The organism is Bacillus sp. EB V-12 (assembly GCF_056158125.1).
Genome location: NZ_JBUXJL010000017.1, coordinates 1 through 15915, shown reverse-complemented (window position 1 = coordinate 15915; position 15915 = coordinate 1). Strand labels below are relative to the sequence as shown.

Below are 15915 nucleotides of genomic sequence, written 5' to 3'. Positions count from 1 at the left end.
TAAATGAACAGACATAGAAGGAGGACGAATAGATTTGAATGAAAATTATTCTTATCCATTGGATTTAGGACAGCAATTATATTATCAACCTCATCCATTTTTAAATGAAAATCAAATTTATTATGATACACGGCATTCTTATCGGGCATCAACTGGTAAATTAATTGTATCTGTTTATGAGATGAATACAGATAAACCTATTAAGGGTGCAAAGGTATTCATTCGTAAGCAAGATGATAGTAGTCAAATTATTGCTACACTCCAAACAAATGACATTGGTTTCACAAGTCCCATTTCTCTATCAGCGCCTCCTAAAGAGTATTCACAGAATCCTTCAGGACCTAAACCTTATACAGAATATGTCCTTACAATCGAAGCACCTAACTATGGTGTTAAAATAATTAGAGGTGTACAAATCTTTCCGGAAACTACAGCGAAACAAAGAGTGGAAATGCTTCCTGTTAATCGAACAGGAGAACGCCAATTAATTGAAACAATTAATATTCCTCAACATGCATTAACTGAATATTATTTAGAGAGACAACTTCGATCAAACTATCCCCGGTTTTCTCACTTTCCTCAACATGCAAATAGCTTAAACATCCCTCAATACATTATCGTTCATGATGGAAATCCTAATGAATTAGCTCCGAGATATAAAGTGGAATTTAAGGAATATATAAAAAACGTAGCTGCTTCAGAACTTTATCCAACATGGCCAAAAGAAGCTATTAAGGCTAATATAATTTGTATAACATCTTTTGTATTAAATCGTATATATAATGAGCATTATTTGGAAAGAGGGTTTACTATTAGTAGCACTCCTTTGTTTGATCAATCTTATAATTATGGTAGAAGTACTTTTTCTGAAATCGATGATATAGTTGATGAGTTGTTTAATCAATATATTGCAAAACCGTATAGTATCGAACCAATGTTAATTGTATATAGTAGTGGTATAAGAAATTATTCAAATGAATCCTTTTGTAGATGGAGTAGTAAATATCTTGCTGATCAAGGTATGGATTATGTAGGTATTTTAAAGAGCTATTATCCATTCGCTCAAATTTATTTTTTATAATTTAGTAAAAAGGTATGATGTGATTTAGGGGTAAGATGAATTACAAATGGTATATGGATTCAAGTTTATTATTAAAATATAGCTAAATCAAAAACCGTAGAAGTAGTTACGTTCTATGGTTTTTCTGTATATAATTATTAAAAGGTTTATTTTGTTAAAATAAAGAAAACTCCCTCTAAAAAAGGTAAGGGAGTAAGTATTAAGCTTTTTTAATTTATATTTATTTGAATTATAAAAACTCAAGAAGAACTCAATGAAAAATTAATTTTACGAGCATAGTTAGGAAAATCAACAAGGGGGTTTCTATTCCCTTGGGTGTCTTGAATACTTTGATTTCGATGTCGTTCATATATACTTACTGGAAATTCTTCATGCCATTTAAGTAATAATTCAATGTCTATATTTTTTTCTTTGTCGTTTGCAATTTTATCTGGATATCTTAGTAAAAAGTATAAAGTAGCTCGAGCCACTATACCTTTAGCATATTCAGGTTCGAATAAACTCTCCTCTAATTTTCCGCATTCTTGTCTAATAATGTTCAGTACTTTACCTCCTTCATAATCTGAGAAATCATGATAAGGATAGTTACTCCTTAATGAGTTACATGATGGTTCACATGCGAATAAATGATGTAAATCACCTCTCATTGGTTCCTGTTTATTGAACCATGATTGTGGTACTACATGTTCACAATTTAGTTTATTGTTTTCTTCAATTCGCTTTTTTTGAGTTTTTAACTCATTTTCTGTTAATGATTGATTAGCAAGAAGTGAATCCAATTCATTTTTTCGTTTGGTGAGTATTTTAAAATCTTCAGCAATAACGTCTTCAGGATTTCGAATTTTCCCAGAGTAGATACTTTTTAAATTTCCGTCTTCTTGCAAATCCACCCAATTATATAAATATTTTGTGGGATTATATATAACCGGTTTATGTGTATTTTCTATTAAGGAATGTAAAGCCTTAAATAATTCATTTGGCTTTAATTGATTGAAATTTATTGTTTTATAATAAGATGCTATAATGTTTTTTTCTGCATCATCATCAAAGTATTTTTTTGAATCTTTTTCAATAATACCTTTATTTTTATTAAGTTTATTAAGAAGTTCAATTTGTTCATTTTCACTCATTAATAAGGCTGAAAATTCATTTTCTGGAATACTTGAATTATTTTTTGTCATACGTAATAGCCCTTCCTTCATAATTGTATGCGTACATTCTTATAATTTATTGAATAATTTTATAGGGTTACTTATGAATATCCTTGGTTTCAGTGAAGGAACTAGAATATTAATAACTCTTTGTGTTCATTAACACTAAAGTGAATTTTAATTTTTATACTAAGAACCTTGCTACCAAAAAGGTTTGATACTTATAATAAAATAATATTAATTGTATATTCTTTTATTATATTATTAATAATTTAATAATAAGATTTAAGTATTTGAACAATAAATAAATTGGATTTGTGCCAAATTATCTTGATGCAAGGTAAATGATATATTTTTAAGACTCTTTAATCTGAATGCTATTTTTCTTTTGAACAGCAGATACATAATGATAACCCAAATTATTGGGATTTTAGAAAAGAGATAGTGTAAGTTTACACCACCTCTTAATTTTTAATAGGAATATATTTCTAAATTTTATTATTAACAATCGCTTTTGTAATTACAATCTTCAACAGGCTTAATTGCATGGCCTGAGTCATCTGTACACCATGACTGTGACTGGAACGCTAAAAAGACAGCCTCCCATTTATCAGTGTCTTTATAATGGAAAAGTACTCCACCATCTTGCCAAATGCCATCATCTTTTTTAAAACTTCCTACATTTCCTTGGTTCATGTGGACATCATGAATTCCAGGAGGGATTTCTTCACCATATGCATAAATATCAACTTTTGGATTATTTTCAGATGTTTTCATGTAATTTAAAAATTTATCTTGCAAATCGTTATCCTCACCAGGTGCAGTTACTGGAAGTGGGACTAATTTACAACGGTCAAGTAAGTTACCTCGAATATAATCAAGTGCAATTTCTCTATTATTACTAGTAATGTTTGTGAAGCCGTAATTTAAGTTAGGTAGGTTTGTAATTTGCTCAGAATGAAAATTTTTACCTGCATAATACAATAACTCTGAGGGTCTTTCTTTTGATTTGACATTAATAATAATTTCGTATTCACGGTTATTATTATCTGAGATATTAACTGTAAAATGAGGTGTACTATCCTGATTGTCAGGAGGCGTATATCCTACAACTTGACCTTTTAAAACTCCATAATTTTTTAACGGCATTGCTAACAGCTCCTAAAAATTTATTTAAACAGAATATAGTATTATCTGTGTTTTGTTTTTTATTCTAAAGTAATATTAGTAAGATGTAAGGGTAAAATATTTTCTATTTAGAATTAATAATCAATAATTTTATGAATAATACTTTCAAATGTTCACTCATAATAAATATGATTTTAAATTTAAATAAAGGGAGTTCATCTATATGTAACAAATGTAAAAAATTAAATAACAATTTATTAGTAATATAGAAAGATTTGATCATGAAAAAAATGCTGAACAGTTCATTCATGATTAAATTTACGACACTAAATTTAGTAATTAAGAAAGAGGGAATCGTGATTTAGTTTATATATTAATTAATAATAACTCGCTAAACGGTTCCTTGTAATCAGGAGGTCATAAATTTATGATACAAGAATTATATACTTATCGTGCTGGAATAAAGGTTCTACTCCGAAAACAAGAAAATCAATTTGTGATAAGAACAAGGACTGATGAATTAAAGAAAGTACATAAGAATTTAGAAGTTGAACAGGTATCTCCAGTCTCTTTTCGTATTACAACAGATAAAAGTAACCTTGAAGATTTGATGGATGTAGCGCGAGAAATGGCTCCTGTACATCATGCATATTATTACATGGAAACAAACGATGAATTTCTTATTACTGATCGTATTTTTGTAAAGTTTCGCAAAATGTTTACAGAAGATGAGATTATTCTTTTTACTACAAATTATGGATTAGTATTACTAGAGAAATATGATGATTATAATTATCTCTTTCAGCTCACTAATGCTACTGGTATGAACCCAATTAAACTTATTGTTATGCTTATAGAAGAAGAAGAAAATGTAGAAACAGCAGATCATGACTTAAATCATCAGATGCGTACATATGATTTAGAAATTCCGCGTGATGAATCTTATTCGAAACAATGGCATTTACATACGCACTTTCGAAATACAGATTATGATTCGCGTTCTTCCACAAGATGTGAGGATGCTTGGAAGCTGTTGGGTCATTTTGGCAGTGAAGAGGTTGTAATTGGTATTTCAGATGATGGGTGTAAAATAGATCATCCAGATTTTAATTCAATAAATAAATTTGCTGGCTATGGATACTTTAAAAATGAACGTTTATTTGTGAATTCGGATAGTGATTTTCAAAGAGAACAAATGTATATGACTTGTAAAAATCATGGTACTTCTTGTGCAGGAGTAATAGCAGCGGAAGTTGATGGACAATTTACTGTTGGTGCAGCGCCAGGTTGCAGCCTTTTACCTATAAAATGGGAGTCGAAAGAAGAAGGGTTATTTATAAGTGATTCAAAATTAATGACAGTTTTAAACTATATTGCTGATAAGATAGATGTTTTTTCAAATTCCTGGGGAAGAAGTCCCGAAAGAACATGGCCTATTCAAGTTTTAGAAAAAATTACTGAACTAACTAAAATTGGTGGAAGGAGACGTAAAGGAATTGTTTTTTTATGGGCAGCAGGGAATGAGAATTGTCCAATTGAGCATAATGCTTTAGTTGATGTACCATATACTGATGGATGGAAAGATGGTTCGTGGGTAGGCGTAATGAAGGCTAAAAATTTTCATCATTCCTTAGCTAGTATTCCTGGAGTTATGTTTGTAGGAGCGCTCAGTAGTATAGCGCAAAGAAGTCATTATTCAAATTATGGTTTTGGTCTTTCAATATCAGCGCCTAGTAGTAATCTACACGAATATTTTCGAATGCCTGTTACAGGAATACCAATTACAACAGCAACTGGATCTATCCCCGTTTTGCATGGAGCTTGTATACCAGAAAACGTTACAAGTCGTTTTGGAGGCACCTCTAGTGCCACGCCCTTAGTAGCGGGAATTGCTGCTTTAACTATTTCAGCGAATCCACAATTATCAGCCTTAAATATAATTTCTATCCTAAAAAGCACCGCTTCTAAAAATTTGAACTTTGAAGGTTATTCAAAGACGCCACCAAGTCCATTTGATATGGATACATCATGGGACATTTCACCAATTTCACCATTCGATAATGGTGCATTTATTGATATTGGAAGTAATGATGGAACATGGAGTCCTTGGTTTGGACATGGTAGAGTGGATGCATTCAATGCAGTGAATGAAGCTTTAAAACGTAAATAATATGTGTAAAATAATCCTTTTATAAGTATTAGTACAAAAGTGGTAGAAAAAATAAAAATATTTGATGCTATAAGTAGAAGATATAGTGAATGGTAAAAATTTAGGTGCGATGCTGAAAAAAACTATAAGATTTTAGTTTTATTATTAATATCAAGTCAGGAATAAAGTGAGTATTTATAGTTAGTTGCATAATTTAAATCTACCCCAAAAATGACTCTTTTTTTAAGAACGTTTTTAATTTATTCACTATAATTCTATAATAGGATATATAATTATAAAACTTAAATAATTTCTATATAATAATATTCGTTTCTAGTTTGTTACAGCTGTCTAAAAAGGCAGGGCAACTAACTTATAATCTTCAAGTACATGTAGAATTTCTCTTTAAGGTAATAAATGTATATTAAAATTTAATTATATAATAATAGATGAATTGAAAAAGATATGTAGACGCTAACTTATTTTAAGTATTTTTAAAATTTAGATCTTGATAATCTTAAAGCATATAAATTGTTAATGAATTTATTAAAAAAAGTGTATAAATTTCAAACATAAAGAACAAATTAATAGAGATGTTATAAACTACTATCACGAAAGGGTGTAAATTATGCATACAAAACGTTGTTCGCATAAGAAATGTCAATGCTTTATTGTTCCAACCTATATTCTGGAGAATTTAGCACAAAACGATATAGAAGCCGCACGAATCAGTTTAGCAAAAAGTCACCAAATTCGAAAACGTAGAAGCTTGAAAGAATATGATATTAATGGGGTTGTCGCTTTAACTGATGCAGGAGCAGGACCTAAAGGTGAATCTGCACGCCATGTATATGATTGTAATGGTGGAAGAGACCTTCGAGTTAAAGAGGTTAGAAAAGAAGGAGATAGATCAACTGGGGATAACGCGGTTAACCATGCGTATGATTATGCTGGTATAGTACGTGATTATTACAAAAATGTGTTCCACCGCAATTCTATTGATGACAATGGTCTTGATCTCATTTTGAATGTTCATTTTGGTCATAACTATCAAAATGCTTTTTGGGACGGGGATGAAATGGTGTTTGGTGATGGGGATGGAACTATTTTTACTAGTTTTACAAATTCACTTGATGTTATAGGGCACGAACTAACACATGGAATTACTCAATTTACTAATGGATTAGAATATGATGGACAGTCTGGAGCTTTGAATGAACATATTTCGGACGTGTTCGGAATTGCAATTAAGCAATCTTATTTAAAGCAAACGGCAAACGATGCGGATTGGTTAATTGGTGCTGATATAATGGGACCAACATTAAAAGGACAAGCTCTTCGTTCAATGAAAGCACCTGGCACTGCATTTGACAATAAACTAATGGGTAAGGATATGCAACCAGATCATATGAAAAACTATTATCAAGGATCTCAGGATAACCACGGTGTTCATATAAATAGTGGTATACCAAATAAAGTGTTTTATCTTGTATCTATGGAAATTGGAACAGATAAAGCAGCTTTAATATGGTATAATGCAATGCACAGCTTATTTGCAACTACTAATTTCAATCAATTTGCGCAAATTGTAACTAAAGCAGCACAAAAACTTGTAGATAGTGGCGAAGTTCCGCAAACAGCTGCAAAAACAGTAGAATCAGCTTTTAAATCGGTTGGTTTACCTTCTTAATCAGATTCTGTATCATGAAGGGAGGGGCTAATATGCATATTAAATTTAGTTGTACCGGGGGTCTAGCTAACCTCCACTTAACCTTTCAGACAGATACGATGGATTTACCAGAGGAACAAGCTAAGGAATTAATTAATTTAATTCAACAATCTAATCTTTTACATCTTAAACCAAGTGAAGTAAATGGGGCTGCTATCCAAGGAGCGGATGCTTTTTCTTATGAGTTGGGAATAACAGACGATGAGAAGAATGTATCCTTTTCAGTAAACGATTTGACAGCTCCAAAAGATATGCTCCCCGTTTTAGATTATTTACGCAATTTAGCTATTAAAGAAAAGATGGAAAAATAATAAAAAAACCAAATTCTCAATTAGAATTTGGTTTTTTTATTATTAACAACATCTTATGTATTTTTAAAATTTATCTGCTAAGCATACGTGGTGAAAAATTGTGTTATAAAATAATATTGAAATCTTACTAATCCTGTTTGTTTTCTGAAAACCAAATTCATTTGGAAATTGAGATGTTAAGTAATCTTTCTATTGCTATTAAATTAATTATTAAAGAGCCTTCACTAAAATTAACAAATAGAAATGGTGTATCTTTAAGAGTAATCCTGTAATATCAAATAAATTCACAGAAGATCTCCAACTATGTATTTTTTACATAATAAAATAAAGATTTAATCGAAAAATACACCTTTTTTAATGTCATAATAAAAGTCCAGCAAAATAAAATTGCTGAACTTTTATTCTTTATTCTTTCCTAGTCTACCTAAGCTATCTTTAATAGTTGTTTCCCCAAGTTGAGTATATAACAATGCTGTATCTTGACTTGTATGTCCAAGTTGCTGCATCACTTGTAACGAGTCTTTCTCTTCCATGTATAACTTATTTGCCAATGTATGTCTTAATTTATGAGGAGACATTCTTTTTCCATAGGCCTTAGTATATTTTTCTACTATATCTTGGATGGCCCTAACTGATAGAGGCTGTGCAGTATGTTTATACTTCGATAAAAATACATTTTTCAATTCTTTTCCTGGTGCATATTTGCTATCTCTAATTTCCATATACTTTTTAAGATCATTTAACGCAATTGGAGTAATCCATACTGAATCTTCTTTATTTCCTTTTCGTATTACATCAATTAGCCTTTCTTTTATATTTATATCTTCCATACGGAGATCGGCCAATTCACTTACACGAATACCACTACCAAGAAAAAGGGAAAGGATAGCTACATCACGATCTTTGTCTCTTAGAAAATAGAACAATTGATGTTTTGTTAAAGATTTTTCATGTTCGTACTTAACGTAATTCAAAAATTCTTGATCGTCATCATTATGAAATATCTTAGATCTCATACGTTTTGCACGGGCATTTAATGTTTCTTTATCTTTATGTATTTCAATTTTGGCCATTACATTTCTATAAAAATAACATTCTCCTTCATCATTCTCTGATAGGGAAGTAAGGTACTTGAATAAAGACTTTAAGGCTGAAATTTTTCTGTTAACAGAGGAATTCTGCATGTTTTGTTGTAGTTTTAGAAACCTCATGAAGTTCTCAACATCTTTTTTCTTTAAATTCTCCAAATCAGAGAAGGATATGTCTTTAATAGGCTTAAATTCAATAATTTGTTCAGATAATAGCCAGTTAAAGAAGACCCTAAAATCATATACATAATTCAGTAGGGTGGAGGGAGAGGCATCATGCAATTCTTTGTACTCCACAAATTCTTCTATGTAAAAGGGCATTTCATTTAGATTCTCGTATAATTTTTTACGATGTACGGATTTTTGACGTTGCTTGCTGTAATCCATAAAAATCACCTCATATATACTATAACAGAAAAAGAAAGCGAACACAAGTTCGCGTTAAATTCAATTTTTACACAAACTTATTTACATAATTAAATTATGAAATACTAAAACACACTCAATAGTAAATGGAATAATGTGTTTACTCAAATAAAAATTATAGATAATCAAGTGAGAAATTTGTATTTAACCATAAAAATTAGTGCAAAAACTAAATATAAATGTATGTAAAATAAAACAAATTTGATATCTAAATTCATACAAAAGATCAATACATGAATATAGTTTAAAATTCTTTATAAAAATATAAATCGGCTTATTTAATCATAATTATAGGGAGTTAATTAAATCAACGTGAGAAAAAATCTTATAAAGTAATATGTAATTTACTATAGAAATTATTAATGAGTAACTCAAAATTTAATAATTTCTATATAAAATATGAACTATATAGGCACACTCAAACATACGAAGATTTATGCAACTAAGCTCGAAATCCCTAGATGCTATTATTTGATTTTATATAAATACCTTATTGTTCGTAAAATTGGTATTTCGTGCGAAGTTGTGTTTTGTTTTTATATCCACCTTCCTTTTTCTATTCATTCAAACAGAATTCATTGTTCTCTTTTCGTTAGCAAGTAAACATTTAATAACAGATACGTTTACCTATCGATGTGGATTGTGAAGTTACTTAAAATGACACAACTAGCATAAAAACTCATTTTAAAATCTGAAGAGATTTCCGAATATCACCGAAACTTACTTTTAAAATAAGTAAAATAGCCTATGTCGTACTGATCTATAACATAGGCTATTTTATATGAGGATTACTCCAATCATTATCATTAATTTATAATACTCTTTGGTATTTTCCTAATCTGGAATTTTAGCGGGTTTTGCATACTTAATAAATAGCAAAAATCTTTCGGATTCTATATCACCTCTATACTGTATGCAACACCTTTGATAGCTCTTGAATGTTTTTTGTATAGTTTGGAATATAAAGAAGAAAGAAACGTACGAAAAAGCCAAGGCTTTCTTGAAAAAGCACTTGGCTACTTGTTTATCTCTTGATTTACTTAGATAAAAATCAATTGCATTCCCTTCTGAATCCACGGCACGATATGAATACATCCATTGTCCTTTTTAGAGTACTAGTATCAATATATCCAAGTTTTATAGACTTCTTAAACTAGAACCGGAATTTCTATGGTACTCCCTTATACATGTTTATGTTACTCATATTGAGGTATCCTATGATTTGCCACCTGAGCAGATACTAGATTCCTATAGTGCTCGCTGCTCTCTAATAATTCTAAATGGGTACCCATATCTACAATTTCCCCTTGATCCAGTACATAAATCATGTCGGAATTCATAATTGTACTTAACCTATGTGCGATAATAATCTGTGTACAATTTAAATCTTTAAGATTATCCGCAATTAATGCTTCAGTGACGGTATCTAGGGAACTGGTTGCCTCATCCAGCAGAAGAATTTTCGGACGATTGACTAGTGCTCTTGCCAACGCAATACGCTGTTTTTGACCACCAGACAGATTTGTTCCCGATTCTGAAATCAACGTATTATATTTCATCGGCATATTTTCAATATCAGAATGGATATCCATAAGACGTGTCGCCCACAAAACATCTTCCATTGTCGCTTTTGGGGCATGAAGGGTAACATTATCATATACCGTACGATTAAACACAAAATTATCTTGAAGTACAATGCCAATCTGACTCCGCAATGCTTTCTGTGCAACTTCCTGCATGCTCACACCATCAAAGAGAATCTCCCCCTCTGTTGGTTTATATAAACCAACGAGTAGATTAGCAAGGGTACTCTTTCCTGATCCTGATCGGCCAACCAAGGCAATCCGTTGTCCAGATTTAATGGTCAAATGGATATCTTTCAGCACATTTTCTCCATAATTGCTATACTTAAAATTGACATGATTGATTTCAATATTTCCTTTCAAATCCAAACTTTGACCCTCATTCACATCTCCTTCGCTCAGTTGTTTCCCCTCAGACTGTTTCTCAGCATTCATGACATCATAAATTCGCTCCAATAGAGCATCTACCATAACGAATTCATTTACCATCATGGCAAGTGAATTCAAAGGACTAAGAAACATAACCGCTAGCGATTGGAATGAAAAGAGCATACCGACCGTCATATTTCCTTGTTTCATTTGAAAGAGACCTAACAACAAAATTAACATTGGAGTCATAAAGTTAATTCCGTTGCTCAACGTGTTCACTTTAGTTTGATAATATGCCTTCTCCTTCACAGACTTTAGCTGACGTTTAAATAATTCTTGCCATCTTTTTTCAGCCACCTCTTCAATACCAAGAGACTTAATTGTAGAAATGCCTTCTAACACCTCTGTCATAAAAGAACCAGCCAGACTTTGAGCTGCAATTTGTGTCTGCGTTAGTTTTTTGAATTTCCTCCGAGTATAAAAGAAAACAAGGAATTGTAAGCATCCTAAAGCTAGAAGTGACAGAGCGACAATTTTGGACTGAACAAAAATAAAACCGAAGGTCACCACAACTAGAAAAATGTTGATAATGGTGGAAATAAACTTTTGGGACATCAACTCCCGGATAGTAACATTACTATTAATACGCAGCATCATATCTCCTCGGGAACGCAGCTCAAAATATTGGTACGGTAAAAATAGCATATGGGAGACAAAACTGTTCGTAAGCTGAGTATCCAGTAGTTCCTGTAATCTAACAATGCATATGTCCTTGAAATACGTAAAGCATAGCTGAAACAAGGATAAGCAAATAATCCCTGCGATAAGAACAGAAAATAATGAATAACCTTCATCCTGAACTGCAGAATCTACAGATATTTGCATCAAGAAAGGAAAAGCGACCGATACAATCTGTAATCCGAACGCCAGGAGCACCGCCAGTATAAAATATTTTTTATTATTCAGAATTAACTCTTTAAAATAAGTCAATTTATTATACTTTTCTTCGGAACGAGCTTTGAAACCTTCATCTGGATATGCGAGCAAGAAGATATTAGAATATTTCTCAGCAAAATCCTTCTCATTAAGCTCCATCCTTCCCATTGCTGGATCAATCACAACATACCGCTTACCAGGCTTGACGCTTTCTAGAACAACGAAATGTTTATTTTCCCAATATAATATGGCCGGTACAAAATCATTGCTTAAAGCATCATACGGTGCTTTTTTAGCCATAGCCTTCATTTGATAGGTCTGTGCAACTTCTTTCAGCTTCAGCATGGAGACTCCGTCCCGTCCGTTCCCGGCCGAAGCAAGGCGTTCTTTCAACCTAGAGAAATCTGCTTTAAATCCATAATAGGCAAGTATCATGTGTAAACAACTCGGACCGCAATCATACTGGTTCATCTGAAGCTTAACCGGTACTTTCCTGCTAGGCATGAAATGGTGGAACAGACGGAAAATTTTAGACACGGTTACGCTCCATTTCAAAATCTAAACCATGAGGAACTAATGCTTCTCTTGGTCCTTCAACTAACAACACCGAAGGTAATTGACGATTGTACAGACGAAGCAATTGGTAACCAATACCAGAAAGCCCTAACATCAGACCTGGAATTTGCTGTCTGCCAGGTATACCACACTTCCAATGATTCCCTGATTTCTCTACCTCTTTTAATATGTGATCCATCATCTGTGAGGCAAATGTATTTAATTGAATACTGTCAAAGTAATCGGCACCGAGCAGAATCAGCTCTAAATTCCCCATATCGCCATGACACAAGGAGTAACTAACTTCTGTAAATCCATCCTTCATGGTTTTTTCCAATGATTTACTAATATCGTTGTTAATAATCTCCGACTCTATGTGCCGTGCCATACCGATGCGAGCAATTCCAAGACCCGGTGCCCCATTACACCAGTACATGACAAAATGATTATTCGGAGTGTGTCCTTCTGTAAATCTCAAGTCCTTCCAATTATTCTCTTTTGGACAATACAGACTGTTCTCATATTCTATTCCTGCCATACAGGCATCCAAATACCGTTGATTGCCTGTTGTTTCATATAAACGGGCAAGACTCAGACAGATTCCTGCGTTCCCATGTGCAATGCCGCTCAGCGGTGTCTTGTGGATGGATGAAGTGACCCAGGCTGTGCCGTTCTGCATAGATTGCGATTTTCTTAATAAATGTTCTCCGCATTTTTGGGCAATATCTAGTGCTTTACTAGAATGGAATAATTGATAAATATCTAGGCAGACTATTAAAGTCCCTGCACAACCCGAAATCATATCCAACTGTTCATCCGTATCAATCATCTCTTCTAAGATTTCCATTAATTCGATTATCTGGTCGTTCACAACTGTCTCTCCAAACAGTTTGGCTCGATGCAATAGTACATACAACAGGGAACCATACCCCGTAAATAAGGAGATATTACGATCTACATTCTTCTGTATCATTTCCCAAGCCGTATTAATACATTGATCTGCAAGTTGAATGTATTCCTTATCGCCGGTTTCCTTACCTAAATAAAGATAGAAGTAGGCGATTCCTGTGACCCCATTATAGAGCCCTAAATCAGTCCCTTTATAAACAAGCTTTTCATTAACATCCATACCCATACTAATCCAGGAGACTGTATGTCCATCATCCCCGCGAATAGCAATACTTTTAATATAATCCCCTATTCGAATCGCTTCTTGCAAGTATTTATCTTTATTTTTTAGTTCAGCTAATTCTGTTTTCACTTCCTCCAGCTGCACACTTTCCGTAATGCTTTCCATGGTATGCGTCTTTTCCAATAAATATTTAGTTTGGATGGTACGTTCGATAAATTCCCACTGAAGCTCTAAATCCTCTTCATTCATCTTCTGTACCTTGTTTCTGGTTAAAGTCAGAATATCGTGAGCATAAGCTCCCTGAATTGGAATATGGTCTTTAGAATGAATCAGCCCTTTTTGACCAACTACTGTTCTAAATAGGGGAACGTCTCCACGGGACAAATCATAGCACTCGTATTTCACGGACTTTTCACGGCTTGCATCTTGTTTGAGAATCATCCACATCATATCGAACAGCCGTATTTTATCAAGCCCATTTTTCAAATATTTTGGGTGAGAACTTGCTTCTAGCAAAGTAAAATAGGTGATAGTCGGTCGAATGATGGTACGCACGATACAGCCTTCAAACAGCTCATACAACACAGCGATGAATTCTTCTTTATGCTGCATAATCAGTCGATAGCATTCAAAAAATCCTTTTTTGATATTATTATTGTAGTTTTCAGGAGTAATCGGTTGTTGCTGATAACAAGGAAGATGGCTAGATTTTTCCACATTTATTTTGGTCCGTTTGATCTTCATCATATCAGTATTCTTATGAAGGACTTCATATGTATTCATGACTTGTACAATATCTCCAGCTAATCCACTTAAATCACTATGATATAGAGAGCTGGGGTCTAGCGTCGGTAGCATGCTAGTTTTTAGCACAGAATCATTCAGAATAAGCGATGTTTTCTCCAGTGCCGAATAATAACTCTTTTCTTCTATATATGTAAAAGGTTGATTATGGAACAAGGATTCTAGATCGACAAAGAAAGGGTGCTCTCCTTGGGTGATAATGTTTTCCATGTGCATGTCAGTCGCATTAATGGCATACAGAATGGCAGTATACTGTCCTTGTCGCTCGAAAAAGCGTTCAATATCTTCTTGTTGACTGCACTCTTGATTGGTAATGAATTCCTGCCAACCATACCCTTTTTTATTCAATGTCTTGGCGATTTTAAATTTATTACAGATTTCTTTATGATTAAACCAATCCATGAGACGGGCGAATGCATTGTCGATTGCTAGGTCTCTTGGCTTATACATAATACTTGTCTCATTAGAAAACTTTAACCGGAGCACACTAGCGCCTCCATTATGAGAGTCTCCCAAAAAATCAATTTCCTGTAGTTTTTCTAACTTAATATCAAAGAAATCCTCAATCTCTCTTTTATCTTTCACTAGCCTCTCTAGAACAGTCAGCATATTTTCATTAATCCGCTTCACATTCTCGGCAAGCATTCTAGCCAGTACAGGATAATCCAGCAATAATTTCAGAATATCTTCTGGTTTACTGATCTTATTTTTCACAAAATCCTGATATCTTTGCTGTGAATCACTCCCTTGCAGTTCCTGATTTAATCTAGCTGTGTGTAATTCATAAATCAGTGTTTTAACGGAGAGATGGAATACCTTATCGGATACCACTTTCATAACTAGTCCAATGACTCTCTGTTTGCCAATCCATGTTTCTTCATCCCACATCCTCTCCTCCATGACTTGAATCGTCCGTTTAAGAAAAGGCTTGTAAAACTCAAAAAATGGAATTTCTTCTGTATTGAAATGACTATATTCACTTAGCTCCTGTTTGCCATCATTTTTAAAAATAGACGTTAATTCTTGATACCATTCACTTTCAGAAACATCATAAGGAAAATCCTGATCGGAGATTAGGTTTCTGAATTTATCCATCTCCATCCCTTCAGATTCAATACGACGCTGTAGTAGTTCCTGATCATTAGAAAAACTGTCTAACCACTCTTCCAAACTGTCCTCATTTGTAATTGAATCTAAGTTGGAATTAATTCTATCTTGTACATTTATTTCAAATTGTCTATACCTCTCGTCCAAATATAATGCATTCCCCCACTGACTGTCAGCCAATAGACTATTTACATCTGTCATCTTATTTCCCCCATTTTTTATAAATATACAAAAGGTTGGGCACATAAACTGATAACAGCTATGTGCCCAATAGATTAATAACTAGATTAACAGCAAGTCATCCATGAAGATGGAGATACAGAGTTGTAATGACATTCATGGCTTATTGTACAGAATACTCCACCG

At 33.0% G+C, this 15915-nt stretch carries 10 protein-coding genes and 1 pseudogene; 4 read left to right on the top strand and 7 right to left on the bottom strand.

All coding sequences use genetic code 11. From position 1 onward, the window contains the following. The first annotated feature begins 34 nt into the window (after positions 1 to 34). Positions 35 to 1081, top strand: a complete 1047-nt coding sequence (locus ACZDYH_RS27695) for a SpoIID/LytB domain-containing protein (RefSeq protein WP_434714934.1) — start codon at positions 35 to 37, stop codon at positions 1079 to 1081. A gap of 239 nt (positions 1082 to 1320) precedes the next feature. Here ACZDYH_RS27695 and ACZDYH_RS27690 read toward each other — a convergent pair whose 3' ends face one another. Together ACZDYH_RS27690 and ACZDYH_RS27685 are read right to left on the bottom strand one after the other, a co-directional pair. After that, entirely contained in the window at positions 1321 to 2262 is a 942-nt protein-coding gene (locus ACZDYH_RS27690) for an endonuclease I family protein (protein ID WP_434714935.1), read from the bottom strand. 471 nt (positions 2263 to 2733) lie between these two features. Next, positions 2734 to 3381 (bottom strand): YukJ family protein, encoded by a 648-nt coding sequence (locus tag ACZDYH_RS27685; protein WP_001128579.1) that lies wholly within the window; start codon positions 3379 to 3381, stop codon positions 2734 to 2736. A gap of 406 nt (positions 3382 to 3787) precedes the next feature. Here ACZDYH_RS27685 and ACZDYH_RS27680 point away from each other — a divergent pair, with 406 nt between their 5' ends. The 3 genes from ACZDYH_RS27680 to ACZDYH_RS27670 all read left to right on the top strand — a co-directional run bounded on the left by ACZDYH_RS27680 (position 3788) and on the right by ACZDYH_RS27670 (position 7549). Then, the gene (locus tag ACZDYH_RS27680) at positions 3788 to 5530 is read left to right on the top strand and encodes a S8 family serine peptidase (protein ID WP_474887686.1); all 1743 of its coding nucleotides are present in this window, start codon (positions 3788 to 3790) and stop codon (positions 5528 to 5530) included. Positions 5531 to 6137: 607 nt separating this feature from the next. Next, positions 6138 to 7199 (top strand): M4 family metallopeptidase, encoded by a 1062-nt coding sequence (locus tag ACZDYH_RS27675; RefSeq protein ID WP_426938315.1) that lies wholly within the window; start codon positions 6138 to 6140, stop codon positions 7197 to 7199. Between the two features lie 32 nt (positions 7200 to 7231). Next, the gene (locus ACZDYH_RS27670) at positions 7232 to 7549 is read left to right on the top strand and encodes a protealysin inhibitor emfourin (protein WP_098023358.1); all 318 of its coding nucleotides are present in this window, start codon (positions 7232 to 7234) and stop codon (positions 7547 to 7549) included. A gap of 398 nt (positions 7550 to 7947) precedes the next feature. Here ACZDYH_RS27670 and xerS read toward each other — a convergent pair whose 3' ends face one another. The 5 genes and pseudogenes from xerS to ACZDYH_RS27645 all read right to left on the bottom strand — a co-directional run. Beyond that, positions 7948 to 9024, bottom strand: coding sequence for a tyrosine recombinase XerS (xerS, locus tag ACZDYH_RS27665; RefSeq protein ID WP_426938339.1), 1077 nt, complete (start codon positions 9022 to 9024; stop codon positions 7948 to 7950). A gap of 1011 nt (positions 9025 to 10035) precedes the next feature. Then, positions 10036 to 10170, bottom strand: a pseudogene (locus ACZDYH_RS27660) (DDE-type integrase/transposase/recombinase); the annotation flags it as partial. An 89-nt stretch (positions 10171 to 10259) separates the two neighbouring features. After that, positions 10260 to 12455 carry a peptidase domain-containing ABC transporter gene (locus ACZDYH_RS27655; protein ID WP_458895804.1) on the bottom strand — a complete coding sequence of 732 codons (2196 nt, stop codon included), beginning with the start codon at positions 12453 to 12455 and terminating at the stop codon, positions 10260 to 10262. 25 nt (positions 12456 to 12480) lie between these two features. Then, the gene (locus ACZDYH_RS27650; protein WP_180985050.1) at positions 12481 to 15750 is read right to left on the bottom strand and encodes a type 2 lanthipeptide synthetase LanM family protein; all 3270 of its coding nucleotides are present in this window, start codon (positions 15748 to 15750) and stop codon (positions 12481 to 12483) included. Positions 15751 to 15836: 86 nt separating this feature from the next. Next, on the bottom strand, positions 15837 to 15915 hold a 79-nt coding region (locus ACZDYH_RS27645), incomplete at its 5' end, for a type A2 lanthipeptide (protein WP_474887706.1).

What these genes read in the sequence shown, in the direction of transcription:
- ACZDYH_RS27690 (WP_434714935.1), bottom strand. Translation starts at nt 2,262, where the DNA reads ATGACAAAAAATAATTCAAGTATTCCAGAAAATGAATTTTCAGCCTTA.
- ACZDYH_RS27685 (WP_001128579.1), bottom strand. Translation starts at nt 3,381, where the DNA reads ATGCCGTTAAAAAATTATGGAGTTTTAAAAGGTCAAGTTGTAGGATAT.
- ACZDYH_RS27680 (WP_474887686.1), top strand. Translation starts at nt 3,788, where the DNA reads ATGATACAAGAATTATATACTTATCGTGCTGGAATAAAGGTTCTACTC.
- ACZDYH_RS27675 (WP_426938315.1), top strand. Translation starts at nt 6,138, where the DNA reads ATGCATACAAAACGTTGTTCGCATAAGAAATGTCAATGCTTTATTGTT.
- ACZDYH_RS27670 (WP_098023358.1), top strand. Translation starts at nt 7,232, where the DNA reads ATGCATATTAAATTTAGTTGTACCGGGGGTCTAGCTAACCTCCACTTA.
- xerS (WP_426938339.1), bottom strand. Translation starts at nt 9,024, where the DNA reads ATGGATTACAGCAAGCAACGTCAAAAATCCGTACATCGTAAAAAATTA.
- ACZDYH_RS27655 (WP_458895804.1), bottom strand. Translation starts at nt 12,455, where the DNA reads ATGCCTAGCAGGAAAGTACCGGTTAAGCTTCAGATGAACCAGTATGAT.
- ACZDYH_RS27650 (WP_180985050.1), bottom strand. Translation starts at nt 15,750, where the DNA reads ATGACAGATGTAAATAGTCTATTGGCTGACAGTCAGTGGGGGAATGCA.